Here is a 22,088-nt window from a genome sequence, read left to right as displayed (position 1 = left end):
GTTGCGCCCACCATTCCTGAGCCGCAGTATTCTGCGGTTTATACCATGTCTCCCGCTGAAATTTCCCACTCGTTTAAATCTATTTCAGTCTACCATTGTCTATGGTTTCAGACTGGTATCTGTGGAAAATCCGTGGAGCATTTTAGCCCGAATTTTCCACGCGCGGTCCATCCCTCCACCACCTCTCTATCTGGTCCTTATACGCTTCTGGCATCAGCTTGGCGTATATCGTGACCGTGTTGATGTTGCTCCATGCACCGTCCGTTTGGAGCCGGAGAAGATCTCGGTGTACGCAGTAGTGCCAAGAGGCCCACGTATGTCGAAGATCGTGCGGCGTGAAGTCGGGCACAAAGCATGATTGCAGAGAAGTTTGGCCCGCAGGAATCCATTCGCGCAATCGCCCTGGCAGACCTGCGCGCCTGCAAGCCCCAGCCCATCCGTTTTTTATCTGACCTCCATATTGCCTTGCAGAGTTGTGGTACCGCTCACCGATAACGGAGCCTTTTCGGGTTTGCGTGACGGGTCGGAATACGTGACCTTCCCGCCATTCTATGCGCTTCAGCCAGTCAATTACGCATGGCGGCATATCAACGTGCCTCTGGTTTCCCTGCTTCTGCCAGACGACAGCGCGCGCGCCCCACAAATCAACATCCCTCCATTCCAGATCGAGGGCTTCAGACAGTCGGCATCCGGTCCCGATCAGAAAGACGAATAGGGGTTGCAGGTGTGGGGCGGCATGAGCCACAAGCTGCGTTGCCTCGTCTGGGCGCAGGAATTTCTTTGGCTTGGATTGTATAGAGATAGGGGCAAATGCTGGTCGGTCGCACCAGCCCTGTATTGCCCCAAACTCTAGGATTGCTTGCAATGGGGTTCTGACGGCGCGCTTCTTTGTCGCTGGAGTTGCTTCTTCACCATCCTCAAGAATGGCTGCATATGCCCCTTTTAAAGATGCTTGGCTGATTTCGGTCAGCCTTCTTTCGCCAAAGTGCTTGAGAAGGCGCAGGAGGTATTTGTGGGTGGCTGGTGATCGGGGCTTATCGTCAAGATAGGCGGTAACTGCCTCGGCAAATGTTATGACTGCGCGCTTGCCATAGACTGTTTCATTCCAGAGTTCTGCCTCGCGCTTTCGGCGGATTTCTTCTGCGATCCTCTTGTCAGTCGTTCCAGTGCTTTCGAATATGCTTTGCCCGGCGATAGTGCCGCGCATGTAGAGATTTTTCGATTTTGGGACTGTGACGATCTTGAGGGGCATTCGATACTCTCAATCAGCCTTTCATAGTCTTGGGGAGAAAATAGATACTTCCGGCCCCACCTACGATGTGTAGGGCCTCCGGCATATTCCGGGCAGTCACGAAGGTGGTCGAGCAGACGGCACCGCCCAATCTTCCCGCGCAACCGCTCTAACACGTCTGGGAGCGTCATAAGATCAGGAAGAACCTCACCCATCCGCCCCCTCCTTCCCCGGAATAGGCCGGTCGTTGCGCACCTCTGGGATGGTTATGGTGTCGGGGATCATACCCATCACTTTCATGGAGCTTTTGCGGCCCCCTGATTGCTCAATCCGGAATTGCCCTGATGGTGTCACGCGAACTCTCAGCTTTTCTGCATTGGTTTCCAGTTCCATGGTGACGTGGCCGCCATGACTGTAGAGGCGCGTGATCTCACACGCTCCCCACTTAAAGCCGTATTGTGTTGGGATCGCTCGCACCATCACCCCACCTCCCGCGCTGCGTCGATGGCGGAACGGAAGTCTGGGCCTCTCAGATTGCGAACTGATATGCCGGGAGAGAAGGCCACGTCCCCATTCATGTATGCGGTGCATGACTTGAAACCTCGCTCCAACCAATCCAACCGCTCACTATCCCGCGCAATCTCCGCCCGCACGCGCTGTTCTGCCCGGCGTTCGGCTTCGATTAGGTGTTCCCTAAACGCATCTTGAGAAAGTGCTGAGTATTGGTAGTGACCATGATACAGACTATCAATTTGCTCCTCTCTCGTCCTCATGGCGCGACTCCTAGGTTGCGGATCTCCTCAATGCACCGGTCACAAGCAAACCGTTCCATGACCGCCCCAAGCGGACCGCCAGCGTATTCAGGTGATTCGAAAACTTCCTTTTGAGAAAAGCAAGCTGAAACAGCACGCTCCCTCTCCCCCGCCAGCAACTCGGCTATTTGCGTGGGGGTGAGGCAGGGGCCGATATAATTTAGGTCTTTCACGCGATTAGAAGCGCAAAACCCCAAATCATGATCGTCATCACAGACCAGCCATTGCTTATCCGCGCGCCAAAATGCGACAATGTATCCGCCTCCCAATGCGAATAGATGACGCCCATCTTTATGAGGCCACATTACGACACCGGGCCGCTCAGGGTTGGGCCAGTTTGTGGGGTTGGTCATGCCGCAATCCTTTTTTCTGGGAGGATAAAGCGCAAGCGGCGCAGGCACGCTCTCATTCGCCCTGTATTTGCAATTACTGGCCCTACATCGCCGTCAATTATTCCCGGCGCAGGAGTAATAAAGAACGGTTTTACAAGGTCTATACGAACAGCTACACGCTCCCAAATGCCTGTATAGTCCGCAGTTTTCTTCTGATACCTACGGCGTGTGTAGTAGTGGTCTTTCTCAATAACCTGTTGTTCTGTGTATTCCCCAGCCCACGGAATGGAATAGCAATACCCAGCATTATTGGGACGCCACAATGTGACATAGGGCTTGCGGCTCCACTCTTCTCGGAAGTCGAAAACGTAATACATATTCACGCCTCCTCTCCTGCGCGGGTGTTCCATGCTGTGATGGCTTCTGATTTTGTTCTTTTTATTGGGCCTTCTGAACTGCAACTCTCACATGATACATAAGAAGAAAGTACCAATGTATCGTCTGTATTCGACCCAAAAACCTTTAGACTGCGAGTGTCCCCACAAAACGGGCAGCTTTTCAGTTCCTCGCTCATGCCGCGCCGCCTTTCAGGGCGTTTCGAGCATGTTTCCCAGGTTTCTGCGGAACTATCCTATTCTCATGTAGTGTGCGCCATTCGCCGGCAATCAATGCAACGGCATCTGAAAGATGGTCGCCCCCGCATGTCATCGCTGATACAGCTATTGCCGCAATAACACTTTTTGGCATCTCATCAAAAAGAGCGCCCAACGCGATGGCGTATTCGTTGCTGACATTTTTTAGATGAGCCATCACGAACCGCCTTTCAGGGATTCACGGGAACGATCCTTACGCCTAAACATTTCTGGCGTAGAGTTAATAACTCCTGTTTCAAAGATTGCCTCGCAGGCTTCGTAATATTCCCGCAACCGCACAACCTCAGCCTCAAGCGCCGCGATATGGGCTTGGACATCGGACTGGCGGACTAGGGGAATAGAAGATTTAAGGGCATCCGATTTTTTTCTGAATATCGCGCACCAGCCGCCTTCCAAATGAGACGGGGCATAACCAACAATTTTCAACTTACCACCCGTCACAGGCGTTCCGATGGCGAGGAGATTTTCATTCCCCGACTTCTTTGGGTTATAAAGTTTCATGATCTGCGCTTCATCAAGCGGCAACCGCACGAACACGCCGGTGGGTTTGTCGCTCATGCACCCTCTCCCGGCAGGACTTCGCGGACGTGGATTGTGCGGATGAATGGTGTACCCGTGCCCCACTCTGCTGCAGACTCTTCGGTAAAGTGCAGCGGGCCCGGCACGCCATACGTATACTCATTAACCCAAAACTCCCGCGCCACAGGGACTTCGCGGGCGTTCATGAGATCGAAGTCGCGGTCACTGAGGCAGTATTTCCCTTGGGTATTGAAGGCACGATTCATTTCTTGGTCGCCATCATCCACGAGAGCCGCAATCGAATGCCCGTTACTGCTCTTCCTGTCCGTGCAGATAATGCGCGCCGCGCGCCCATCCCGCGTACAAAACGGCCCCTCATGCTCCGGCGTGTATGGGCCGATGATTTCTAGTTTCGTTTTCTGGGTCATGCTGGCACCTCATCAACCGGCGCGGCCGCATGTTCCTGCGCAAACTCGGCGCGCTTGGCGGCAATCATGTCCTGCACATCAGATTGCACATCTTCGGGGATAGGGCGTCCGGCCTCCTCAGCGCGCGCCAGAGTACGCTGCCATGCCTGCCACAGCACGTCTGTGCAGTTGGCATCTGTGCAGCCCGCAAGGCGGTCTTTGAATATGGCGCGGTGGTCTATGGTCCTTTGATCGGTAATGCGGGTATGCTGAGGCGTGACATCAAAAACTGGCCCCAGAGCCTTGCCGTCCATTTCATCGTCGGTATTCGTTCCGCCTGTCTGTTCTGGGAAGGCCATGCGTAATGCCTGTGCTTCTGCACATTTTGCCAACTGACCGAATGCGCGCTTTTTCCACATAGAATTGGGCGCGTCAGTGTCCTTCTTTGCGGTCGCATAGTTTTCTAGCCAATATTCTTTGGCCGTAAAATCACACTCGCGCCCATGCACCAACCGGCGCACTGTCATGCGGCACCATTCAGGAAACCTCACCCGAACTCCGCCAAGTTCCGTGGTGATGAGAGGGCCAAATTCAGGCTCACTCTTCCCGATATATTCGCCGGTTCTGGATGCTTCTATGCGATAAAGAGCAATACCCGGCATAACAACATCGCGCATCATCTTCGCCTTATTGTCCCACATCGGAACGATATGGACCGGCTTTTTCATGACATCCAGAGAGGCAGCGCGGCAGTATCCAATGACCATTCGCACACTGTCATCTGCCGCCCCCGGATAGAGGCTATCCTTCAAAATATGGATAAGCTCGCGCTCTTTTTCCTGATGCAATTCAAGTGCATTGCTCATAATTCAACAATCCTTACGGGCGCTAACAACCAGAACGGGTGCGCCACCATTGGTTAGGGAGACGCCGGGTAGGTCTTTCTTCCGGGCGAGTTTTTTCATTTCGTTGGTCTGGAGCTTGTCAGGCTGTGGCTTCCAGAGTTCCGGATGCGCGGCTTTCAATACCTTTTCATCAGTCACGAAAGGCTCTGGTGGTTTGTCACGCAGGCTAGCCTTCCAGTTTTCCGACTGAAACCCGGTTACGCCGTTATCCGTCATGGACCGTGCCAGTTCGGGCCGAAGAAGCTGCGCGGCCTGCTTGCCTTTACGCTCCAGCTCTTCTGCAGCGCCGATAAGCTCCAGATAGCAGGCATCAATATTCGCGCCCGGCTCACGTATGGCCGTAATGAAGTGGCTCCATGCCGCTATAGCCGGTCGCAGCACATCTGCGTGGATGCGGTTTGCAGCCGCAAGCATTGGGTCACTCATGCCGCCGCCTCCTGAGCACCAACAAGCGCCCGCTCTGTTCTGCTAGATGCTGATGCCGCCTTAAGCTTTGCATCAATGTCCAAGGTGCGCTCCAGCCGATCAATCATGAACGACACCTTCACTTGCGCGTCCATAAGGGCCGACCACTGCTCGCCAAACCGAGGAACAAGCCCCTTCTGGCCTTCCAGAATGACCTCGACCCCTTTCATGTCGCGGACAATTCCCTGCACTTCGCTGGGCAAGAAATGGATAAAGCTGGTCACGCCGCTACCTCCAGCCCACGCATGGCGTCATGTCGCGTTTGTGCGACAAGGCCGCGTTCCATACGGTTCTTTTCGTGCAGCTCGCGCACCGCGCAAACCATGTCGCAAATGGCTTCCTCGGCAAAAGCCAACTCAACAGCAGCAAACTTGTTGTCGGTGAAGAACGGGAACTGCATCGCATCCGCTACGCGCAGCAGGTTTACGATTGCCGTTTCATACTTCTGAACTTCAATAGCGACAAAAGGTGTCAGCCCCTCAGTGCTGAACATGCCTTCGTTAAGCGCCTTCTCGTACGCCTCGTTTTTGTAAGACATTTTCCAAACTCCCTCGTGGGAAACATTCGGCCAATGCGGCCACAAAGCCCGGCCCGCGAGCCGGGAAGTGCGGGGGCATCAGGGGGTTTCGCCTCGGGCCTTCGCGAGAGCGGCACGCTCTTCGGTGAGTTTTAAGCACCATGAGCTATCATCAATTATTTTAATGACGCGCTCCAAAGCCTCATAAAGCTCAGGTGCGGCGGCGATTAGGTGGGCATCCGGGGCCTCAATTCCGCAAATATCCGTGCGGTACACAGAAGTATTTTTCTTCGCCTCGTCAACGCCAGTAACAGACCTATCCCCAACCTCGAATTTCAGGAGATTTTTAGCTTCAACCATACCTTGAGTTGGCTGGAAAACGGGCTGCGCTCCTGAAAACCCCCAACGCCGGAATTGCATGACGTATCGGCGGCCTGAATGATTTGTCGCAAGATAAACACTGTTCGATCCAGCATTGCCAAACCAAGCCCAAGGCCCTTTTGTGAATTTCGGCTCAGTCATCCCTCAACCCTCCAGATATGGCAGGCGAGGGAAGCCAATCAGATCAGCCCCCACATTCAGGGCGCAGAACAGGACGTTCAGCAGGTCGGCCGTCACGGCTGGCGCGCTCTGGGCGAAACAGACGTACACAATCGTCCCCGTCCAGAACGCCGCACCAAGGGCAAGCTGCACGAACGGGTTATACAGAGCCGCCAGCGCCCAGCTTGTGGCGACATAATCCCATTGCTGGGTGATTGGTTTTTGTGGAGTGGTTTGGTTCATTGCCCATCACCTTCGTGGTTGATGGGTTTATGTTGGATTATCTAACTTTCCGCGTCAACATAAAAGTTGGACAATCTAACATTCCTTCATAAAAAATATCCCGGCGCTGGGCCGGGACGCGGTAGCTTAGTAGCCCAATTGAGACAATCTGATCCTGGCGGCCTCATCTGAGGCTCCAAAGACTCTGGCGATTATAGATGGATTAGTCACCCCCGCTTTGCAGAACGATCTTACCAACCCTTCTGGCATGAGGAGCTCGGCTGCCAATCTGTTGGCCTGATACTCCTCGTTCCTAGATGCTCCACTGCGGTACATGGCATCATCAACTAGCCCGCGCTGGTCAATAATATCTCTATGAAGGAGAAAATGAGATATTTCGTGGGCAAGTGTGAATCGCTTCCTATTTGGCGAGTGATCCTTATTGATCGATATTAGGTAAGAGCCATCCCGAAGCAGCCGAATTGACCCGGAGGTATTGGGGTCTTTGAATGTGGCATCAGGATCAACGCCGATTTTAAGGGCGCGCGCCATTCCAAAAAGATCAACCGGTGCGGAGTTCTTGAATTTATCCACAATATCAAAGGGCGTGAGGCCAAGCGCAACATTGATTTTTGGCAACATCAACTATCCTCCCCATACCCTAACGTTTCCGTCTCACCATTATCATCATTTGGCGCTGTCCCTATGGAAAGCAACGCTATCTGACGCCTCATTTCGTCTACAGCGTCCTGTGCGGTTTCCCTAGCTATATTTTCAGCCTGCTCGCGGAGTGTCGCGTATCCCCATATGGCAATGATCCCAACCATCAGCGTTACGGCAGCCATTACTATAGTGGCCGCCGTTAAGGCCATTGTCGCTACAGTAGGTCCGTTCCAATCGCCATCGAATGACGCTCGATGGTAAGAAAAAAAGACAATTATAACCCCAAATAGAAGTACATTTGCGGCGAACATGGCGCGAGAGCACCAGCGCCGAGTTATTGCGCGCTTCGTCTCAACTCTACGTGAATTCATCGTATTTCCAAGCTAAGTCAACTCACTTGTCGTTCTCATTTTGTTCTGACATACTCACCCCATGGCACAGCTTGATAGAGTCGAGGGCGAGGGGCTACGCGGCGTCATTGTTGGCGACGATCTGCGCGCGAAGCAGGACCATCAAGCTGCGCCGTTCTTCGTCGCCTATCACGCGCCAGAGCTTGAGGAGGGCTCTCTCCTCGGCATCATGAGCGATATCATCCGCATTTGCGGCAAGAGGCGAAGAATCTCCGAGAAGGTAGTCACTGGAAACATCATAAAAATTGGCTAAGGCCCGCATGGTATCCCGGCCGGGAATATCGTGGCCGCCCTCATAGGCTGTTAGTGTGCTGCGGCTAATGCCAACAGCCTCTGCGGCCTCTGCCTGGGTTATACGCCTTCCCTCCCGCTCAGCCTTGGCCAGTCTGGAGGATTTAAGACGAGCGCCTACGGTGTTTGCGTCCTTCATGTTGGTAGGTGACGACAAAAATTAAATCCTTGGGATGGATTTTCCAACATTTCTCTTGCGGAGATATGTTGGAAAAACTAACGTTTGTGGTATGTCGATTGTTGATAAAGCCATCAAGGCGGCGGGCGGGGCTTCCGAACTAAGTAAGAAGTGCGGCCTGCACAGAACTTCGGTTTTGTATTGGCGAACTCTTGGGCACATTCCTCTCAAGCGAGTGGATGTTGTTGAGGCCGCAACTGGCATCCCCCGTGAAGAACTCCGGCCCGACTTCTTCAAGCGCACCCCCACCGAGGAGGCGCGGGCATGAGGATCGGCCCCTTCAACGCATGGGTGTGGCGCGATAGTTCGGCCACGGCCCACACCTTCAAGCTGTCCATATCCCGCAGCCAGCCAGAATTTGCTTTCCTTATTCGTGGTCTGATTGCCCGATACATGCTGCAACTTATCGCGTGGATGTTCCGCGATATGCCCGGCGTGAAAGGGGAGCCGGGAACAGTGAAGCGCATGATTGCTGCACTGGCCCCGGTCTTTGATGGGGAGGGCGTTACGAAATGAGCGCCGCATATCTTTCAAATACTCTCTCCATGGCCAGTGTGTCGTTTGGCTCATGCTCTTTCCTTAGCAGGATGCTTTCGGCTATGGCGTCAAAGTGCTCGCGTGCTTCTTCCGCTGTGGCGAAGGCATGTTTTGTCAAGCTACGCACAAGTTGCGTGACAAATTCGGACTCCCAAAATTCCTCCGTCTTTAGCTGTCTCGTCCCTACGGGGAGATCGGCGGGGACGGAAGTCTGGAAGCCACGCGGACGCTCGAGTTCTTCGCGTGCCTTATCTGCAATTTCCTTGATAGCCATGGAATCGTCTCCTGTTGTGTGTGGACAGCATGACGGTGGCGCAGAGGGGAGCGCACGTAAAGCGCTCCCCTCGTACTGGAATGGCGGTGCAGCATGAAACGCCCCCCCCCAAGCGCGCAATGGTTCCACCCGGCTATCGCGCGGCGTACTGCCGCCCGCATTATGCGAGGGAATGGACGGCCTTTGGTTCGCCCTCCCTCTCTCCTGATGCTCTGCGCATGGCGGGCCATCCTCAATGTATCGAAATACGAGACGGTGACGTGATCATTCTCTGCATGAAGGTGAAATGACGTGAAGAGATCAGCAACGCATGATGAGGCTCTACGCTTGATAGGCCTCAATTCGTTCCATAGGGCGCTTATTCGCACGGCCTGTGATGTACGTGATGAGACTATTTCGGCATGGAAAGATGTCGGTCGGATACCTGATATTTTCGCAAAGTCTGTTGGCAATATTCTTGGCGTGGAGATTGTCTGATGGCTGGCTCTGTAAACAAGGTCATTCTGGTGGGCAATCTGGGCAAAGACCCGGAAGTGCGTAACACCCAGAGCGGCCAGAAGATCGTTTCTTTTTCCCTCGCCACCAGCGACACATGGAACGACCGCACCTCGGGCGAAAAGCGCGAACGGGCAGAATGGCACCGCGTTGTTATTTTCAACGAACGGCTGGCGGACGTTGCCGAACGCTTCCTGCGCAAAGGCCGCAAGGTGTACCTTGAAGGCGCATTGCAAACCCGCAAATGGACGGCGCAGGACGGGCAGGAACGCTATACGACCGAAGTGATTGTTGACCGCTTCCGTGGCGAACTGGTCCTGCTCGACAGCCGAAATTCTTCCGAGGGTTCTGACCAGCCTCCAGCCCCCCAGCAAAGGCCGCAGGGTAACAGCTATGCCCAGAAGGATAATAGCTGGAGCAATCCGTCCGACACCGACGAAATTCCGTTCTAACCCCCGCACGAATCCATGCCCATAGCTGCATCCTCAATCCCCAACTTCCGCGCGACTTCCTCCAGCAGTTCACGCCTCTGCTGGATGGTCGCGTATGGGTGCAGCCACGACCACAGCTCCGCTGCTCTGACAGTAGTCTGCCAGAGGAACGGAGTGTCGTGCATGGCGGAAGGCATTGCGTCACACACGTTCAGCGTGTCCAGCGCGTATGCACCGCCGTATTCTACCGTTCCGAATTCGGTCTCCTTTTGCATTGTTTCTCCAGTTCTCGTGTTCCGCAAAACCGAGAATGGCAGGGGAAAATTCCGTGGAGAGAGAATTTTTATCCGTGAAAGCAGAAAGGCGCCCAGACATGACGCCTGAAGCAATCGCACAACAGGTTCAGATGCAACTGCATGAAATCGTTGAGGCCAGCGGCACACGATCTGGCCTGAAGCAATCCTTTGCGTCTGTAGCCCGCAAAACAGGGCTGACGGACGGACAGATTAAGCGGCTGTTCTATGGAGAATGGAGCGTTATTCCTGCGCACATTTTCCTGAAAGTGGAACGCCTTTACCGGAACCATCTGGAGCAGATGAGGTCACGAGCCGAACATCAGGCCGCCCTTTATCGTGCCAGGACAGAAGAATGGGATCGCAAATGGGGCGATTATTCCTCCAGTGGCGCGCACGCCATACACGCAGGCGCGCAGATCGTGCGCTCAACAGAGCCTTCTATTTCCGAGAGCTTGCCGACTGGCTGAATGAAAAGGCTGATCGGTTACAGGCTAAGGCCGACCGGCTGGCGCGGGAGTGTGGAGGATGACGCGCCGCAACAGCCTGACACAAGGCGAGGTATTGGGATTTGTCAGGCGTTGGCTTGACACTTTCCGATCAGAAGCAGAGGCGGCGCGTTCCGTTGGTATGTCGAGGCAATCTCTCAATGAAATGACCAACGGTGATAGGCCGTTCACGGACAAGGTGTTGAAGGCTGCGGGCGTAAAAGTTGTCCGGTCTGCTCCTGAATATTATCCGATGGAGGCGGCATGAAAGTCCTGATCGGTGGAGAATACAGCGGGCGGGTGCGTGATGCCTTCATTGCATGCGGTCATGATGCCATGTCCTGCGATCTGCTCCCGACCGAAAGGCCCGGTCCGCATTACCAGGGCGATGTGAGGGATGTTCTGGATTATCCGTGGGATATTGCAGTCTTTCATCCTCCATGCACGGACCTGTCCGTATCCGGAGCGCGCCACTTTGCGGAAAAGCGGATGGACGGACGCCAGCAGGCTTCTGTCTCATTTTTCATGACGTTGGCTAGGGCGGACATTCCGCGCATCGCCATAGAGAACCCAGTCTGCATCATGTCCAGCCTATGGCGGAAGCCAGACCAGATTATTCAGCCGTGGCAGTTTGGGCATGGAGAGACCAAGGCAACGTGTCTGTGGCTCAAGGGGCTCCCCCTTCTAAAGCCTACCAACATCGTGGCAGGCCGTGAAGCGCGCATTCACCATATGCCGCCTTCTGAAAATCGCGGGAAGCTCCGCAGCGAAACCTACGCAGGCATAGCAGAAGCTATGTCCGCACAGTGGGGAGAATTATCTAATGTCTGAATTCCCAAAAGACCACAACGACCCCGCAGTAGGCGGCATAGCAGCGGACCGGCTGCGCTCGATTATCGAGCGGGTGGAACGCCTGGAAGAAGAGCGCAAGGGCCTCGCTGGCGATATCAAGGACATTTTCACGGAAGCAAAATCTGCTGGCTTCAATGTGAAAGTTCTTCGCCAGATCATCCGCATTCGCAAGCAGGAGCCCTCGGAAGTGGAAGAGCAGGAAACCCTGCTGGACATCTACCGCCGCGCGATTGGAATGTGACCATGAAAATAGCATCTATTGACCCCGGCGCTGGTGGCGCAATCGCAATTCTGAACTGGAAAGCTCAGATTGTGGAAGTGCTGGATATGCCCATTGATTATGTGAAAGTCGGAAGAACCACGCGCCGGGTGATTAACCCCGCCATGCTTGCCGCTCATTTGCGCGCCCATGAACCTGACCACCTGTTTGTGGAGAATGTTTCAGCCAGACCCGGAGAGGGCGCTGTAGGGGCCTTCTCTTTCGGGCGTGGCCTTGGTGTTATTGAAGGTGTCTGCGCTGCTGCTGGCATCCCCCTAACCAAAGTGCGGCCTCAGGATTGGAAGAAGGCTTTGTCCTGTCCAGCCGATAAGGGCGGAGCGCGCCGCCGGGTTTGCGAACTCTTTCCCAAGGATGTGGCGCTGTTCTCCCGCGTGAAGGACGATGGCCGGGCGGAAGCCGTCATGATCGGCCTGTTTGGCATCCGCGCCATGGAGAACATGGGGATACCGACATGAAAAACCCCACCGAAAAACCCAAGCGCAAGGCCCTCTCGAAGAAAATCAGATTTGAGGTGTTCAAGAGAGATAAGTTCACTTGTCAGTATTGCGGCAGGGCTGCACCTGAGGTGGTTCTCCAGTGTGACCACATTGATCCGGTGGCGAATGGTGGCAAGAATGACATTCTAAACCTAATCACAAGCTGCTTTGATTGCAACAATGGCAAAAGAGATGTGCCGTTGGCGGACGGTCAAACTCTAAAAAAGCAGATGGAGATGCTTTCTGACCTTGAGGAAAAGCGTCAGCAGATCGAAATGATGATGCGCTGGCGTGATGAGCTTGAGGGCATGGAAGAGTATCAGGTTGATAAGGCGGCGCAGTCTCTCGAAATAGATGGTTTGGGAGCAAGTGAATTTGGTCGCAAAAAAATTAAGAAAATGCTCAAGAAGTATTCCCTTGAGGAGTTCTTAATCGCTCGGGATGAAGCATTTGAAAAATACTATGACTGCTCCCATGAAGGCTGGGGGGCAGCCTTTGATAAGATTGAATCCTTCATGAAGATGCGCCGCGTTGATAAGGACAAACCTTGGATGCGGCAAGTTTTTTACATTCAGGGGATATTGAGAAACAGAACCGGCTCAACGGGGACGGCGGCATTCATAGAGTTTCTTTACCTGAATGGATGGGATTTGGATCTAGTAGAGAAATTTGCAAAGGGATGCGACCGCATCACGTCCTTCACTGGACCGTATCAAGCCGCCCTCAGAGATAACGGGACGCCCTGGCTTGATGGTCGCCCTTATAGGTGAGGAGGTAGGAATGACAAAAACATTAGATAGATGGATGCCTCTTCACATCGCAGACTACAGGAAAGACACGCTCTTTCTCACCACCTTGCAGCATGGTGCGTATATGCTTCTTCTAATGGCATCTTGGGAAATTGGACCGCTAGACGATAATGAGACGTTTCTGTCGTCTATAGCAAAAGTGGATCTGAAAACTTGGAGGCGGGACGTTTGGCCTGCCATCAAACGCTTCTTCTCTAAAACAGATGATGGGCAAATATTTCAAAAAAGACTTAGCGCGGAGAGAGATAAAGCAGAAAGGATTTCGGAAATTCGCCGCAAGAATGGACGTGAAGGCGGAAGCAAACCAAAAGCAAAAGGTAAAGCAAATGCTTTAGCAAATGCTGAACCAAATGGGGAGGCAAATGCTTTAGCTAATGCGGAAGCCCCCTCGCGCGACAGTTTACATACATCTTCACTACGTTCAGATGTCCCCCCTGTTACACCCCCCAAGCCGGAGAAGCCCGATCCACGAGGTCGCCGCTTGCCCGAGGATTGGCAGCCAAGCAACGAGGACCGTTCGTTTGCGCTCGGTCTGGGGCTGAACCCCACGGACATTGCCCCGCAGTTCGCGGATTGGTGGCGTGCCCAGCCAGCAGCCAAGGGGCGCAAGGCTGACTGGTCCGCCACATGGCGCAACTGGTGCAGGCGTGATGCCGAAAGGCGAGGGGGCCTCAAGCCCATCCACGGGAAACCGCAATCCCCGCTCTCGCAGCAGTTCGAACGGATGCAGCGCCAGTACGGCGACAGGACGGTAGCATGACCCAGATTTCTCACTATGCCGGGCAGCGCGTTCCGGCCATTAGCCACGCTCTCCTCGGCGCAATCGACACCCGCGCCGTTGAGCGTGTCGGGCCAACCGAAACCGAGCAGGAACGCCGGGACCGCCTCCGCCGTGGCGATGCAGCGCCGGGGCTGGTCATCTCGCTCGGGCCCAAGCCGCAACCGTCCGGGGCCGTGGTGGCCGAGGCCAAGCGCATCCTGCCCGACCTTGAGCGGGCTATGCAGCCGATGCCACCCGACAGGCTGGGGGTGGAGGTTGATCGTTTCCTCGACATGCTGAACGCAGCCGTGGCCAACCCGCAGGACGAGCAGGCGCTCCAGATGCGCAAGATGGCCGTGGTCATGGCGTGCGAGGGAATGCCCGCCATCGTGTGGACACCCGACACGCTGAGGCTGGCCGTACGGCGGTTTAAGTTTTTCCCTGCGGCCGCTGAGTTCGTGGAGTTCATGGAGGACCAACTTGCCCCGCTTCGCTCCCGGCTGGCCGGTGTGCGTATGGTCTCCCGCTGCACGCCCCGTGAGGAGCCTATCCGCGAGCCGAAAACGCCAGAGGCCCGTGAGGCTGTGCGGAAGAAGGCTGCCGAGGCAACAGCCCGCTTGCAGGCGCAGTCCGCCGAGGAGGAGCGCATTCGGAAATTTGGGGCGTGGACGCCAGACGGGGCTGAGGGGCTGACAGGCTACGCCCTTGCCGCTGCACTCAAGCGGGAACTACCCGGCCTGTCGGGAGACCTGCTGGACGTGACGCGGCAGAGGATCGAAGTTTTGGAGCGCGCCGCGTCTCTGGCTGCGGCTATGGGCATCAATACACCGAAAGAGCCGCGAGGATTAGCGGAGAGTGAAGGTAAGGCGCTTTCTCGGTAATCGTTATGTCTGGACATTAGAGTGCGCTGTGCGCTCATTGTGGAGGATTTTAGGGGTATGTCGGAAATGAGCGAATGGAAGCCAATCGCCACGGCACCAACGGATGGAAGGGCCATTCAGGCGCGCATCCCCGGGCACGGTGATGACAACGTAATCGCATGGCTTGAGCAGTACCTGGACGCCAACGGCGAAGATGTAGGAGGGTGGAATTTTGTGACGGAACAAGAGCCTCCAGAGTGTTGGACAGACGGGATTTGCTGGGCCAGTAACGAGGATGGAGTGCCCAGCATTCAGCCCACGCACTGGAAGGAATTGACATGACCGAATGGGGAACCGGCCACGAACCAGACCCAAACGAGCTGGTGGATTTCCTGACCAGCGAAGGGTGCGGGCCGGTGCAAGTGCCAGCGATCACGCCGCACCCGGTTCCGCTTCATGCGCCGGAGGAGGGGTTGTTGGATGAGGAGATTTTGCCGTTGTTTCGTGATTGGCAGCGGGGTCCATGTGTACAACCCTGTGGATAGCGGGTACTGTCGCAAAATAACGACACGTAAAAACGCAGGGTGGCGCACGTTTTTGCTGTACATGTGCGGGGGTTTGTGATTCCATCAGGTTTATGATTTCACCTGAAATACACCATACTTGGGCCGATGTTGGCTATGCTTTGTCTGGAAATCCAGTTCTGGTCGGCATGGTAGGCGGGGCGTTCGCTGTCAGCATATTCGTGCCTCGATAGCAACCGCAATGTGGATTGAGAGAAAATGACCACATCCCCCTTCAAGCCCACAAACTCCGAAATCTACGCGCCGCCCCGGAACTGGGATGTGGCGTGTGCGCTCTGCAACCTGCGAGCAGGCGTGCCGTTGACTGAGGCGCAGAAGGCGTTGGTGGATGGAAAGGTGTCAGCATGAGCAAGGCGCGCCCACGCTATGAAATACCCGCTGCCGAGGACAATGGCCCTACGCCTGAGCGGGCGGCTAAGTCGGTGTTTACTGCTGGCAGGCCGTCACGAGAGCAAACCGTTGTGGATGCCCTCCTAAAAGCCCAAGAGATCACGCAGGAAGCGGCGAACGCCGCCGATAAGTGGTATCGGACGTGGGTGTTCGCGTATCAGGGCTACAAGGAATTTCCAGAAAACCACACGGCAAATTGCGAGATCAGGCATGATGATCTTTCGTGGCTGATGACACGGGCCGATGCTGCAGGGCATATTTGCGATGCTCGGCAAGCCGTTGGTGTGATTGGTGAGGTTCGTTTGAAGGCAATGCTGGTCGAAAAGCTTTCATTCAAGCAGATGGCTGGCGTTCTTTTCCCCACCGTGTCCTCCGATCTGGGGCGCAAGAAAGTGTCTGCACAGTGCTCCATGTTGCTGGAACAGTTGGCCGAGTTCTACGCGGCCCAGCGCAAGAAAAAACATGACGCTGAAAAAGCTTGTACCCCGGTACCTTTCCCGGTATAAAAAACATCATCATCGCAAGATGTATGTTCAAGAGCCGCCTCCGGGTGGCTTTTTTCGTTTTTGGAGAGTGGTATGGATGGCTCTGATAGACAGGCTGAGCCAGTCGGTCGGCCTTCTGCATATACTCCCGAAATTGCCCGAGAAATTTGTGCACTTCTGGCGTCTGGCATGTTCTTGCGCGAGATTTGCAGGGATGAAAATTTCCCCCCGGAATCTACCGTGCGTGGCTGGGTTGTGGACGACCGAGAGGGGTTTTCCGCGCAGTATGCGCGCGCGAGAGAATTGGGCCTGCACTCTATGGCCGAGGAAACGGTCGAGATTGCCGACTATGGCGAGAACGACACTTACGTCAAAGAAGATGGCAGCCAAGGCGTCAACACGGACGTTGTGCAGAGGTCGAAACTGCGTGTCGATACTCGCAAGTGGCTTCTGTCAAAAATGCTTCCCAAGGATTTTGGCGACAAGATCACGCAGGAACACACAGGCCCAGACGGCGGACCAATCCAGATCAAAGGCGGTGGCGTTTCTGCGCTACTAAAGGCTGCGACCGAAGCAGATGGCGCTGACGAAAAATGATATTGCTGCCTATCAGCAGTTGCGTGGCATCTGGCGCAAAGACCCAGTGCTATACGCGCGGCAGCGGCTTGGCCTGAACCCTACAGCCCAGCAAAGGAAATTGCTGGAGTCCATAGCGCCCCCCGGAGCCAAGGTTAGTGTTCGTGCGGGCCACGGGGTAGGGAAATCAGGCTCAACTTCTGCTGCGATCTGGTGGCACCTTGAGTGCTATGAGTTTTGTCGCATTCCATGCACGGCCCCTACAGCTTCGCAGCTTTACAATGTCCTGTGGGCAGAGTTGTCCAAATGGTCTCGACGCTCAGAAGAAAGAGCGAAGAAGGACGGTCTGCCGGAGGAGTTATGGCTTGGCAATCTATTCGACCGGAATCAGGACCGTATATCAGACAAAGGGCAGCCTGCGGAATGGTACGCTGTAGCCAGAACGAGCCGCCGGGAATCGCCTGATGCCTTGCAAGGTTTTCACGCATCTGATGTGGAGATTACGGACGACAATCGCGCCGTAGAGCGTTCGGACTCTGGCGGTTCGATCATGTTCGTGATTGAAGAAGCGAGCGGCGTTCCGGACGAGATTTTCGAGGTCGCTGAAGGTGCATTATCATCTCACGGTGCGCGGCTGCTTATGGTTGGCAACCCGACGAGGAACAGCGGTTTTTTTGCCCGGTCTCATAAGCAGGACCGAGCACTCTATACGGCATTGCATTTTGCATGTTCGGATAGCCCCTTGGTTGACCCGAGTTACCGCGCCAACCTAGTGCGGAAGTATGGCGAGGGGTCGAATGTTGTGCGCGTCCGCGCTGATGGCGATTTTCCCAAGCAAGATGATGATGTTCTGATCCCGTTGGAGCTTGCAGAAGCGGCGCGGGATCGTGAACCCTCAACTGCGTGCGCTGAGCGGCGACTTGGCGTTGACGTGGCGCGCTTTGGTGATGATCGAACTACGTTTGTGCTTCGCGAAGGGCCGCGTGTCGAGAAAATTGAAGTCCGCGCCAAACAGGACACGATGACAACGGCGGGGCAGGCGGCTGACTTCTTTCGGCGCTGGAGTGCCGACAAGATATATGTGGATGTTGTCGGGGTAGGCGCAGGTGTTGCTGACCGTCTCCGGGAGCAGGGCTTCCCTGTTGTTGATGTGAATGTTGCCTGTAAGGCTCCTGATCTAGTCGCAAGGTCTGACGCCAGACCAGCAAGATTGAGAGATTACTTGTGGCTGGCTATGTCCGCGTGGTTGCGGGACGGGGACGCCTCAATCAATGCCGACAGCAAGGACAATGCCGAGGATCTGGCGGCCGAGTTGTCCACGGTCAGGTATGGACTTGATAGCGCCGGAAACCTTGTCGTGGAAAGCAAGGACGCAATGAAAAAGCGCGGCTTGCGCTCACCTGATATTGCAGATGGCCTTGGTTTGACCTTCGCGCCAGACGGTCCGGCGCTCATGATTATCCGCTCTGAAGATAACGATCTGATCTAGGACTATTGATGCTCTTTTCACGCAAGCCCGCTCCGGAACGTACCCGGGTCGAGCCGGGGTTTGTGCGTGCGGAGCCTATGCCTATGGTCCTGACGGAAACAGATGCGCGTGAGATCGACCGCAAGGCTGCCGCTCCGGAAAAATACAAACCTTACCGCCCCATTCCCGGAGTTGTGCCGGAAGGCACCTCGCTTGCAATGGATGAGGCCTATGGGCCCGGTGTTGCAAATTCCATCAATAACGCCATTGCGGACGGCACGGTATTTCTCGGTTACCCGCGCCTGGCGGAAATGTGGACCCAGCGCGTAGAATATCGCCATATGGTGGGGACACTTGCCGAAGAAGCAACCCGTGAATGGATCGAATTTTTCGGGCCGAGCAACGAGAACAAGTCCGAGCGGATCAAAGCTCTTGAGGCTGAATTCACGCGCCTGAAAGTGCGCGAGGCCATGAAAACAGTAGCCGAGTTCGACGGGGCGTTCGGGATTGGTCAGATTTTTTTGAATACAGGGCTTACGAAGCTATCTTCTGATTTGGCAACACCTCTGCTGCTGACCCCCGAGACCTTCACGGTGGGGAGCCTGAAAGAAATTGTACCGGTTGAGCCGATCTGGACCAGCCCGAACGAATACAATTCCGAAAACCCCATGCGGCTCGATTTTTACCGGCCTACGAAATGGTGGGTCATGGGGGCGACTGTCCATCATACCCGGCTGCTGAGGTTCGTTTCGCGTGAACCGAGCCAGATCCTGTCGCCCACCTATAATTTCGGCGGCGTCCCACTGATCCAGCTTGCCAAACCATATGTGGATAATTGGGTTCGTACGCGGCAGTCGGTGAGCGATCTGATCAACGGATGCTCCATTCCGGTCCTGCGCACGGATATGCAGGCCGTGTATCAGAAAGTTGGCATCGGTGGCCTTATCGATCGGGTGCAGAACTTCATCAAGTTCCGCGACAATCGTGGCGTATTCCTGTCCGACAAGGAGAGTGAAGAGCTCCAGATACTGTCAGCCAATCTGGCCAGCCTCGACAAGTTGCAGAACCAGGCGCTGGAGCAGATATGCGTTGTTGCGCAGATGCCGCTGGTCAAGTTCTCAGGCATTTCCCCTTCGGGCCTGAATGCCTCATCAGAAGGAGAAATCCGCGTCTGGTATGACCGGGTCGCGGCTTATCAGGAGGCATTTTTCCGGCCCGGCCTGACCCAGGTCATGCACGCGGCTATGCTGAACATATGGGGTGAGATTGATCGCTCCATAGATTTCAGGTTCATCCCCCTCTGGCAGTTGGATGAGGCTGCGCAGGCGGCCATTGCCAAAACAAAGGCCGATACGCGGGCTGTTTACGAGGAAATGGGCGCTGTGAGTAACGATGAGGTCCGTGAAGGGCTTCGCTCTGACCCAGACGGCCTGTTTGATGGCGCGAGCCTTGAAGGGGGCGGATATGAGCCGCTGGCGGAGCAGGAAGGTCGTGCCCCTGCAAATGGCGGCGTGTCAGTCTCTTTATTCAGCAATCCGGCTGCGCATACGGATAACGATGGTGTTTGATGGCGTCGAAACCGAAAACACTAAAGCCTGTGCGCCCAAACGCCGGGGTCGGTGCGCAGTATGAGCGTGAACTGCTTGACCTAATTGATGAGATGGAGCGCAGCCTTCGCTACTGGCTGCGCGCCAGATATCGCAAGGTTGAAAGCCGGATTACGCAGGACGCTAGCCCGGCAGCATCGCTGCAAATGCTGATGAACAAACTCACTGCACGCTGGCGGCTGCGGTTCAACGATCTGGCTAAATATCTTGCGCCTGCTTTCGTCAGTAGGGCGGCCCAACATGCAGAAGGTTCTTTTAAGCGAGATCTGGCAGCAAAGACTGGCTTCACGATCCAGTTCAAGCCAACCGAAGGTGTGCAGGATGCCATAAGCGCGTGCGTGGAAGAAAATGTCCTGCTCATCAAAAGTATAGGCGAACACCACCTGAGCGAAGTGAACCAGATGGTTCTGCGTTCGGTGGCGCATGGGGGCGATCTGGGGGAGTTGACTGAGGGCCTGCAGCAGCGATTTGGCATTACCCGTCGCCGGGCCGCCAACATCGCGCGGGACCAGAACGCTAAAGTCACCAGTGCCATCAACAAGCAGCGGCAGATTGAAACTGGCCTGTTCGAAGCCGAATGGGTCCATTCCGCAGGCGGCAAGCACCCACGCGCAAGCCATGTTGAGGCCGGTCGCAAAAAACTACGCTTTGACGTTCGTGAAGGCGCGTTGATCGACGACGAACGCATATGGCCGGGGCAAAAGCCGAATTGCCGGTGCTCAAGCCGTGTAATCCTTCGAGGGTTCAACGACAAATGACCGATATTCTTGCCTATGACCGCATGGGCAGTGTGCGCACAACTGACGTGGAAGGGCGGCTCCGGGTCGCCATGACCCCGATCAGCAAAGCGAACATCTGCCCGTATATGGGTCGTGAAATTCCTGAGGGGCAGAGGCTCGGCCTAGACCCCGAACGCATCTATCAAATGTTGCGCGATCCAGACGAACTGAAAAAAGCGGCACCATCTTTCAACGGGCTGCCCGTCCTTGAGGAACATTTTCATGTCACAGCCGCCAATCCACGGCGTGACCTTGTGGTGGGCACGACGGGGAATGAAGCCACATTCGAAGCGCCCTACCTGATGAACAGCCTTGTGGTCTGGGACGGCGAGGCAATCGCCAGGATCAAGACCGGCGAGCAGCGCGAACTGTCCAGCGCCTATCGCTACAAGGCGGATATGACCCCCGGCGAATACGAGGGGCAAAAGTACGATGGCGTGATGCGCGATATTGTCGGCTCGCACGTCGCTGTCGTTCCTACTGGCCGCGCTGGACCAGATGTTCTGGTCGCAGACGCAAGCATGGAACCTTACAATATGAAGAAAATCCCCCGCGCCGCGCGGCGTGCGATGCTGTCGAGGCTTCGCCCGTTTCTCGCGCAAGATGCTGATATCGAAGCGGCTAAGAAGGCGCTCGACTGTGACGAAATGGGCAGGGATGGCGCGTGCGAAACGCTGCGCAACCTGCTGGCAGGCCGCGTTCCTGATGAGATCATGGATCAGGTTCTAGCCCTGTTCGAGAATACCTCCACGGAAGGTGCTTTGAACACCGCGCAGGATTCCGAAGAGGCTGAGCGCCGCGAAAAACTTCGGGCAGCCGGTCTGTCGGATGACGATATCGACAAGGTCATCGCCTCCCTTGCTGACGTGGCTGAAGATGCTGACGACTTCGCCGAAATGGCGGAGAAGATGCGTAAGGCTGGAATGTCTGAAGAGGACATTGAGGCGTGCCGCGCGATGTGTGTTCCTCAGGGTGCGCAGGACGATGAGCAGACCGAAGCTGACCGCCAGCGGGAAGCGGAAGGCGCGCGTCGGTCCGATGAAGAGCGTGCCGCCCGTGAACGCAAGGACCGTGAAGACGAAGCTGCTGGCGCTCGTCGGGCGGACAAAGAGCGCGCAGATCGTGAGCGCCTTGATCGGGAGCGTGAGTCTGTTGGTGCCAAGGCTGCCATGGATGCCGCTATCAGCAAGGCCAAGGCGGATGCCGTCACGGAAACCATGCAGGCCATGCGCGAACTTCATGCCGCGCAGGATGCGGTCAAACCGTTCGTTGGTGCTGTTGCCATGGATAACGCGGAAGGCGTCTACCGGTTTGCCCTGCGCCAGCTTGGTTACGACCTGTCAGGCATTCCCGGCAGCGCCTACCGCGCCATGTTCGGGCAGCACGCACAGCGGGCAGACAGCGCCCGGCGTCCGGCCATCGCAGCAGATAGCAAGGTGGGGATTGACCTGCTGGATAAATTCCCCGGCCTCAAGGCCGTGAAGATTAAGGGGTAATCA

Annotated in this window: 37 protein-coding genes; 18 read left to right on the top strand and 19 right to left on the bottom strand. The window is 55.5% G+C overall.

Features of this window, described 5'->3' with window-relative positions; all coding sequences use genetic code 11:
• Positions 1-142 precede the first annotated feature (142 nt).
• From Absy_RS11115 to Absy_RS11035, 17 genes are all read right to left on the bottom strand, one after another.
• Positions 143-1,252 carry a tyrosine-type recombinase/integrase gene (locus tag Absy_RS11115; RefSeq protein WP_048854827.1) on the bottom strand — a complete coding sequence of 370 codons (1,110 nt, stop codon included), beginning with the start codon at positions 1,250-1,252 and terminating at the stop codon, positions 143-145.
• 186 nt (positions 1,253-1,438) lie between these two features.
• The gene (locus Absy_RS11110; RefSeq protein ID WP_048854826.1) at positions 1,439-1,711 is read right to left on the bottom strand and encodes a hypothetical protein; all 273 of its coding nucleotides are present in this window, start codon (positions 1,709-1,711) and stop codon (positions 1,439-1,441) included.
• On the bottom strand, positions 1,711-2,004 hold the full coding sequence (locus Absy_RS11105; RefSeq protein ID WP_048854825.1) for a hypothetical protein: 294 nt from the start codon (positions 2,002-2,004) through the stop codon (positions 1,711-1,713). Before Absy_RS11105 ends, Absy_RS11110 begins: the two co-directional genes overlap by 1 nt.
• Complete coding sequence (locus Absy_RS11100) at positions 2,001-2,396, bottom strand: hypothetical protein (RefSeq protein ID WP_048854824.1); 396 nt, start codon at positions 2,394-2,396, stop codon at positions 2,001-2,003. Before Absy_RS11100 ends, Absy_RS11105 begins: the two co-directional genes overlap by 4 nt.
• Positions 2,393-2,758, bottom strand: coding sequence for a hypothetical protein (locus Absy_RS11095; protein WP_146802594.1), 366 nt, complete (start codon positions 2,756-2,758; stop codon positions 2,393-2,395). Before Absy_RS11095 ends, Absy_RS11100 begins: the two co-directional genes overlap by 4 nt.
• On the bottom strand, positions 2,755-2,949 hold the full coding sequence (locus tag Absy_RS13045; RefSeq protein ID WP_084597150.1) for a Lar family restriction alleviation protein: 195 nt from the start codon (positions 2,947-2,949) through the stop codon (positions 2,755-2,757). Before Absy_RS13045 ends, Absy_RS11095 begins: the two co-directional genes overlap by 4 nt.
• Positions 2,946-3,188: a hypothetical protein gene (locus tag Absy_RS11085; protein WP_148315549.1), complete on the bottom strand. Its 243-nt coding sequence runs from the start codon at positions 3,186-3,188 to the stop codon at positions 2,946-2,948. Before Absy_RS11085 ends, Absy_RS13045 begins: the two co-directional genes overlap by 4 nt.
• Positions 3,185-3,586, bottom strand: coding sequence for a hypothetical protein (locus tag Absy_RS11080; RefSeq protein WP_048854821.1), 402 nt, complete (start codon positions 3,584-3,586; stop codon positions 3,185-3,187). Before Absy_RS11080 ends, Absy_RS11085 begins: the two co-directional genes overlap by 4 nt.
• On the bottom strand, positions 3,583-3,975 hold the full coding sequence (locus Absy_RS11075) for a hypothetical protein (protein WP_048854820.1): 393 nt from the start codon (positions 3,973-3,975) through the stop codon (positions 3,583-3,585). The genes Absy_RS11080 and Absy_RS11075 overlap by 4 nt, the downstream gene beginning before the upstream one ends.
• Positions 3,972-4,820: a phage recombination protein Bet gene (gene bet / locus Absy_RS11070; RefSeq protein WP_052945761.1), complete on the bottom strand. Its 849-nt coding sequence runs from the start codon at positions 4,818-4,820 to the stop codon at positions 3,972-3,974. Before bet ends, Absy_RS11075 begins: the two co-directional genes overlap by 4 nt.
• A 3-nt stretch (positions 4,821-4,823) precedes the next feature.
• Positions 4,824-5,285 (bottom strand): hypothetical protein, encoded by a 462-nt coding sequence (locus Absy_RS11065; RefSeq protein WP_048854819.1) that lies wholly within the window; start codon positions 5,283-5,285, stop codon positions 4,824-4,826.
• Positions 5,282-5,548 (bottom strand): hypothetical protein, encoded by a 267-nt coding sequence (locus tag Absy_RS11060; RefSeq protein ID WP_048854818.1) that lies wholly within the window; start codon positions 5,546-5,548, stop codon positions 5,282-5,284. The genes Absy_RS11065 and Absy_RS11060 overlap by 4 nt, the downstream gene beginning before the upstream one ends.
• Positions 5,545-5,862 carry a hypothetical protein gene (locus tag Absy_RS11055; RefSeq protein ID WP_048854817.1) on the bottom strand — a complete coding sequence of 106 codons (318 nt, stop codon included), beginning with the start codon at positions 5,860-5,862 and terminating at the stop codon, positions 5,545-5,547. Before Absy_RS11055 ends, Absy_RS11060 begins: the two co-directional genes overlap by 4 nt.
• A 78-nt stretch (positions 5,863-5,940) precedes the next feature.
• Positions 5,941-6,363, bottom strand: a complete 423-nt coding sequence (locus tag Absy_RS11050; RefSeq protein ID WP_146802592.1) for a hypothetical protein — start codon at positions 6,361-6,363, stop codon at positions 5,941-5,943.
• A 3-nt stretch (positions 6,364-6,366) separates the two neighbouring features.
• Positions 6,367-6,624, bottom strand: coding sequence for a hypothetical protein (locus Absy_RS11045; RefSeq protein ID WP_048854816.1), 258 nt, complete (start codon positions 6,622-6,624; stop codon positions 6,367-6,369).
• A 126-nt stretch (positions 6,625-6,750) separates the two neighbouring features.
• On the bottom strand, positions 6,751-7,245 hold the full coding sequence (locus tag Absy_RS11040) for an ImmA/IrrE family metallo-endopeptidase (protein WP_048854815.1): 495 nt from the start codon (positions 7,243-7,245) through the stop codon (positions 6,751-6,753).
• A gap of 486 nt (positions 7,246-7,731) precedes the next feature.
• On the bottom strand, positions 7,732-8,124 hold the full coding sequence (locus Absy_RS11035; protein WP_146802590.1) for a helix-turn-helix domain-containing protein: 393 nt from the start codon (positions 8,122-8,124) through the stop codon (positions 7,732-7,734).
• A gap of 73 nt (positions 8,125-8,197) precedes the next feature.
• Here Absy_RS11035 and Absy_RS11030 point away from each other — a divergent pair, with 73 nt between their 5' ends.
• The gene (locus tag Absy_RS11030) at positions 8,198-8,413 is read left to right on the top strand and encodes a transcriptional regulator (RefSeq protein ID WP_048854813.1); all 216 of its coding nucleotides are present in this window, start codon (positions 8,198-8,200) and stop codon (positions 8,411-8,413) included.
• Complete coding sequence (locus tag Absy_RS11025) at positions 8,410-8,661, top strand: hypothetical protein (RefSeq protein WP_048854812.1); 252 nt, start codon at positions 8,410-8,412, stop codon at positions 8,659-8,661. The genes Absy_RS11030 and Absy_RS11025 overlap by 4 nt, the downstream gene beginning before the upstream one ends.
• On the opposite strand, the gene Absy_RS11020 is transcribed toward Absy_RS11025, so the two are convergent.
• Positions 8,651-8,956, bottom strand: coding sequence for a hypothetical protein (locus tag Absy_RS11020; protein ID WP_048854811.1), 306 nt, complete (start codon positions 8,954-8,956; stop codon positions 8,651-8,653). The genes Absy_RS11025 and Absy_RS11020 overlap by 11 nt on opposite strands.
• Before the next feature lie 93 nt (positions 8,957-9,049).
• Between Absy_RS11020 and Absy_RS11015 the strand changes: the two genes are divergently transcribed.
• Positions 9,050-9,220 (top strand): hypothetical protein, encoded by a 171-nt coding sequence (locus tag Absy_RS11015; RefSeq protein WP_158319858.1) that lies wholly within the window; start codon positions 9,050-9,052, stop codon positions 9,218-9,220.
• A 212-nt stretch (positions 9,221-9,432) separates the two neighbouring features.
• Positions 9,433-9,903, top strand: a complete 471-nt coding sequence (gene ssb, locus Absy_RS11010) for a single-stranded DNA-binding protein (protein ID WP_084597146.1) — start codon at positions 9,433-9,435, stop codon at positions 9,901-9,903.
• On the opposite strand, the gene Absy_RS11005 is transcribed toward ssb, so the two are convergent.
• On the bottom strand, positions 9,900-10,157 hold the full coding sequence (locus Absy_RS11005; RefSeq protein ID WP_048854810.1) for a hypothetical protein: 258 nt from the start codon (positions 10,155-10,157) through the stop codon (positions 9,900-9,902). The two genes, ssb and Absy_RS11005, sit on opposite strands and share 4 nt — an antisense overlap.
• 98 nt (positions 10,158-10,255) lie before the next feature.
• Here Absy_RS11005 and Absy_RS11000 point away from each other — a divergent pair, with 98 nt between their 5' ends.
• From Absy_RS11000 to Absy_RS10935, 14 genes are all read left to right on the top strand, one after another.
• Positions 10,256-10,645, top strand: a complete 390-nt coding sequence (locus Absy_RS11000) for a hypothetical protein (RefSeq protein WP_146802588.1) — start codon at positions 10,256-10,258, stop codon at positions 10,643-10,645.
• Between the two features lie 58 nt (positions 10,646-10,703).
• Positions 10,704-10,931: a transcriptional regulator gene (locus Absy_RS10995; protein WP_048854808.1), complete on the top strand. Its 228-nt coding sequence runs from the start codon at positions 10,704-10,706 to the stop codon at positions 10,929-10,931.
• Complete coding sequence (locus tag Absy_RS10990; RefSeq protein ID WP_048854807.1) at positions 10,928-11,494, top strand: phage-like protein; 567 nt, start codon at positions 10,928-10,930, stop codon at positions 11,492-11,494. The genes Absy_RS10995 and Absy_RS10990 overlap by 4 nt, the downstream gene beginning before the upstream one ends.
• Positions 11,487-11,756 carry a DUF2312 domain-containing protein gene (locus tag Absy_RS10985; protein ID WP_048854806.1) on the top strand — a complete coding sequence of 90 codons (270 nt, stop codon included), beginning with the start codon at positions 11,487-11,489 and terminating at the stop codon, positions 11,754-11,756. Before Absy_RS10990 ends, Absy_RS10985 begins: the two co-directional genes overlap by 8 nt.
• A gap of 2 nt (positions 11,757-11,758) precedes the next feature.
• Positions 11,759-12,250 (top strand): RuvC family protein, encoded by a 492-nt coding sequence (locus tag Absy_RS10980; RefSeq protein ID WP_048854805.1) that lies wholly within the window; start codon positions 11,759-11,761, stop codon positions 12,248-12,250.
• Positions 12,247-13,041, top strand: coding sequence for an HNH endonuclease (locus tag Absy_RS10975; protein ID WP_084597144.1), 795 nt, complete (start codon positions 12,247-12,249; stop codon positions 13,039-13,041). Before Absy_RS10980 ends, Absy_RS10975 begins: the two co-directional genes overlap by 4 nt.
• A 10-nt stretch (positions 13,042-13,051) precedes the next feature.
• Positions 13,052-13,840, top strand: coding sequence for a DUF1376 domain-containing protein (locus tag Absy_RS10970; protein WP_158319857.1), 789 nt, complete (start codon positions 13,052-13,054; stop codon positions 13,838-13,840).
• On the top strand, positions 13,837-14,721 hold the full coding sequence (locus tag Absy_RS10965; RefSeq protein ID WP_048854803.1) for a hypothetical protein: 885 nt from the start codon (positions 13,837-13,839) through the stop codon (positions 14,719-14,721). The genes Absy_RS10970 and Absy_RS10965 overlap by 4 nt, the downstream gene beginning before the upstream one ends.
• A gap of 907 nt (positions 14,722-15,628) precedes the next feature.
• Positions 15,629-16,180, top strand: coding sequence for a hypothetical protein (locus Absy_RS10960; RefSeq protein ID WP_048854800.1), 552 nt, complete (start codon positions 15,629-15,631; stop codon positions 16,178-16,180).
• Between the two features lie 72 nt (positions 16,181-16,252).
• Positions 16,253-16,756 carry a terminase small subunit-like protein gene (locus Absy_RS10955; RefSeq protein ID WP_146802587.1) on the top strand — a complete coding sequence of 168 codons (504 nt, stop codon included), beginning with the start codon at positions 16,253-16,255 and terminating at the stop codon, positions 16,754-16,756.
• Positions 16,737-18,224 (top strand): hypothetical protein, encoded by a 1,488-nt coding sequence (locus tag Absy_RS10950; RefSeq protein ID WP_048854799.1) that lies wholly within the window; start codon positions 16,737-16,739, stop codon positions 18,222-18,224. Before Absy_RS10955 ends, Absy_RS10950 begins: the two co-directional genes overlap by 20 nt.
• A gap of 8 nt (positions 18,225-18,232) precedes the next feature.
• Positions 18,233-19,771 (top strand): DUF1073 domain-containing protein, encoded by a 1,539-nt coding sequence (locus Absy_RS10945; protein WP_245614824.1) that lies wholly within the window; start codon positions 18,233-18,235, stop codon positions 19,769-19,771.
• On the top strand, positions 19,771-20,568 hold the full coding sequence (locus Absy_RS10940; RefSeq protein WP_048854798.1) for a phage head morphogenesis protein: 798 nt from the start codon (positions 19,771-19,773) through the stop codon (positions 20,566-20,568). Before Absy_RS10945 ends, Absy_RS10940 begins: the two co-directional genes overlap by 1 nt.
• Positions 20,499-22,085: a DUF2213 domain-containing protein gene (locus Absy_RS10935; RefSeq protein ID WP_084597143.1), complete on the top strand. Its 1,587-nt coding sequence runs from the start codon at positions 20,499-20,501 to the stop codon at positions 22,083-22,085. Before Absy_RS10940 ends, Absy_RS10935 begins: the two co-directional genes overlap by 70 nt.
• Positions 22,086-22,088: the final 3 nt, after the last annotated feature.

It is taken from the genome of Acetobacter syzygii (assembly GCF_000964225.1).
GTDB lineage: Bacteria > Pseudomonadota > Alphaproteobacteria > Acetobacterales > Acetobacteraceae > Acetobacter > Acetobacter syzygii.
Note: the sequence above shows the minus strand (reverse complement) of the source record. Positions and strands in the feature narration are given on the sequence as shown.

Bases quoted from the DNA above. Each gene is read 5' to 3' on its own strand.
- Absy_RS11105 (WP_048854825.1), bottom strand. From the start codon at position 2,004: ATGAGGACGAGAGAGGAGCAAATTGATAGTCTGTATCATGGTCACTAC.
- Absy_RS11045 (WP_048854816.1), bottom strand. From the start codon at position 6,624: ATGAACCAAACCACTCCACAAAAACCAATCACCCAGCAATGGGATTAT.
- Absy_RS11110 (WP_048854826.1), bottom strand. From the start codon at position 1,711: ATGGTGCGAGCGATCCCAACACAATACGGCTTTAAGTGGGGAGCGTGT.
- Absy_RS10940 (WP_048854798.1), top strand. From the start codon at position 19,771: ATGGCGTCGAAACCGAAAACACTAAAGCCTGTGCGCCCAAACGCCGGG.
- Absy_RS10935 (WP_084597143.1), top strand. From the start codon at position 20,499: ATGGCCGGGGCAAAAGCCGAATTGCCGGTGCTCAAGCCGTGTAATCCT.
- Absy_RS10960 (WP_048854800.1), top strand. From the start codon at position 15,629: ATGAGCAAGGCGCGCCCACGCTATGAAATACCCGCTGCCGAGGACAAT.
- Absy_RS10990 (WP_048854807.1), top strand. From the start codon at position 10,928: ATGAAAGTCCTGATCGGTGGAGAATACAGCGGGCGGGTGCGTGATGCC.
- ssb (WP_084597146.1), top strand. From the start codon at position 9,433: ATGGCTGGCTCTGTAAACAAGGTCATTCTGGTGGGCAATCTGGGCAAA.
- Absy_RS11080 (WP_048854821.1), bottom strand. From the start codon at position 3,586: ATGAGCGACAAACCCACCGGCGTGTTCGTGCGGTTGCCGCTTGATGAA.
- Absy_RS11020 (WP_048854811.1), bottom strand. From the start codon at position 8,956: ATGGCTATCAAGGAAATTGCAGATAAGGCACGCGAAGAACTCGAGCGT.
- Absy_RS11000 (WP_146802588.1), top strand. From the start codon at position 10,256: ATGACGCCTGAAGCAATCGCACAACAGGTTCAGATGCAACTGCATGAA.
- Absy_RS11050 (WP_146802592.1), bottom strand. From the start codon at position 6,363: ATGACTGAGCCGAAATTCACAAAAGGGCCTTGGGCTTGGTTTGGCAAT.
- Absy_RS11040 (WP_048854815.1), bottom strand. From the start codon at position 7,245: ATGTTGCCAAAAATCAATGTTGCGCTTGGCCTCACGCCCTTTGATATT.
- Absy_RS10995 (WP_048854808.1), top strand. From the start codon at position 10,704: ATGACGCGCCGCAACAGCCTGACACAAGGCGAGGTATTGGGATTTGTC.
- Absy_RS11115 (WP_048854827.1), bottom strand. From the start codon at position 1,252: ATGCCCCTCAAGATCGTCACAGTCCCAAAATCGAAAAATCTCTACATG.
- Absy_RS11025 (WP_048854812.1), top strand. From the start codon at position 8,410: ATGAGGATCGGCCCCTTCAACGCATGGGTGTGGCGCGATAGTTCGGCC.
- Absy_RS10975 (WP_084597144.1), top strand. From the start codon at position 12,247: ATGAAAAACCCCACCGAAAAACCCAAGCGCAAGGCCCTCTCGAAGAAA.
- Absy_RS11075 (WP_048854820.1), bottom strand. From the start codon at position 3,975: ATGACCCAGAAAACGAAACTAGAAATCATCGGCCCATACACGCCGGAG.
- bet (WP_052945761.1), bottom strand. From the start codon at position 4,820: ATGAGCAATGCACTTGAATTGCATCAGGAAAAAGAGCGCGAGCTTATC.
- Absy_RS11065 (WP_048854819.1), bottom strand. From the start codon at position 5,285: ATGAGTGACCCAATGCTTGCGGCTGCAAACCGCATCCACGCAGATGTG.
- Absy_RS13045 (WP_084597150.1), bottom strand. From the start codon at position 2,949: ATGAGCGAGGAACTGAAAAGCTGCCCGTTTTGTGGGGACACTCGCAGT.
- Absy_RS10985 (WP_048854806.1), top strand. From the start codon at position 11,487: ATGTCTGAATTCCCAAAAGACCACAACGACCCCGCAGTAGGCGGCATA.
- Absy_RS11100 (WP_048854824.1), bottom strand. From the start codon at position 2,396: ATGACCAACCCCACAAACTGGCCCAACCCTGAGCGGCCCGGTGTCGTA.
- Absy_RS10970 (WP_158319857.1), top strand. From the start codon at position 13,052: ATGACAAAAACATTAGATAGATGGATGCCTCTTCACATCGCAGACTAC.
- Absy_RS10980 (WP_048854805.1), top strand. From the start codon at position 11,759: ATGAAAATAGCATCTATTGACCCCGGCGCTGGTGGCGCAATCGCAATT.
- Absy_RS11030 (WP_048854813.1), top strand. From the start codon at position 8,198: ATGTCGATTGTTGATAAAGCCATCAAGGCGGCGGGCGGGGCTTCCGAA.
- Absy_RS10965 (WP_048854803.1), top strand. From the start codon at position 13,837: ATGACCCAGATTTCTCACTATGCCGGGCAGCGCGTTCCGGCCATTAGC.
- Absy_RS10945 (WP_245614824.1), top strand. From the start codon at position 18,233: ATGCTCTTTTCACGCAAGCCCGCTCCGGAACGTACCCGGGTCGAGCCG.
- Absy_RS11015 (WP_158319858.1), top strand. From the start codon at position 9,050: ATGAAACGCCCCCCCCCAAGCGCGCAATGGTTCCACCCGGCTATCGCG.
- Absy_RS10955 (WP_146802587.1), top strand. From the start codon at position 16,253: ATGGATGGCTCTGATAGACAGGCTGAGCCAGTCGGTCGGCCTTCTGCA.
- Absy_RS10950 (WP_048854799.1), top strand. From the start codon at position 16,737: ATGGCGCTGACGAAAAATGATATTGCTGCCTATCAGCAGTTGCGTGGC.
- Absy_RS11055 (WP_048854817.1), bottom strand. From the start codon at position 5,862: ATGTCTTACAAAAACGAGGCGTACGAGAAGGCGCTTAACGAAGGCATG.
- Absy_RS11005 (WP_048854810.1), bottom strand. From the start codon at position 10,157: ATGCAAAAGGAGACCGAATTCGGAACGGTAGAATACGGCGGTGCATAC.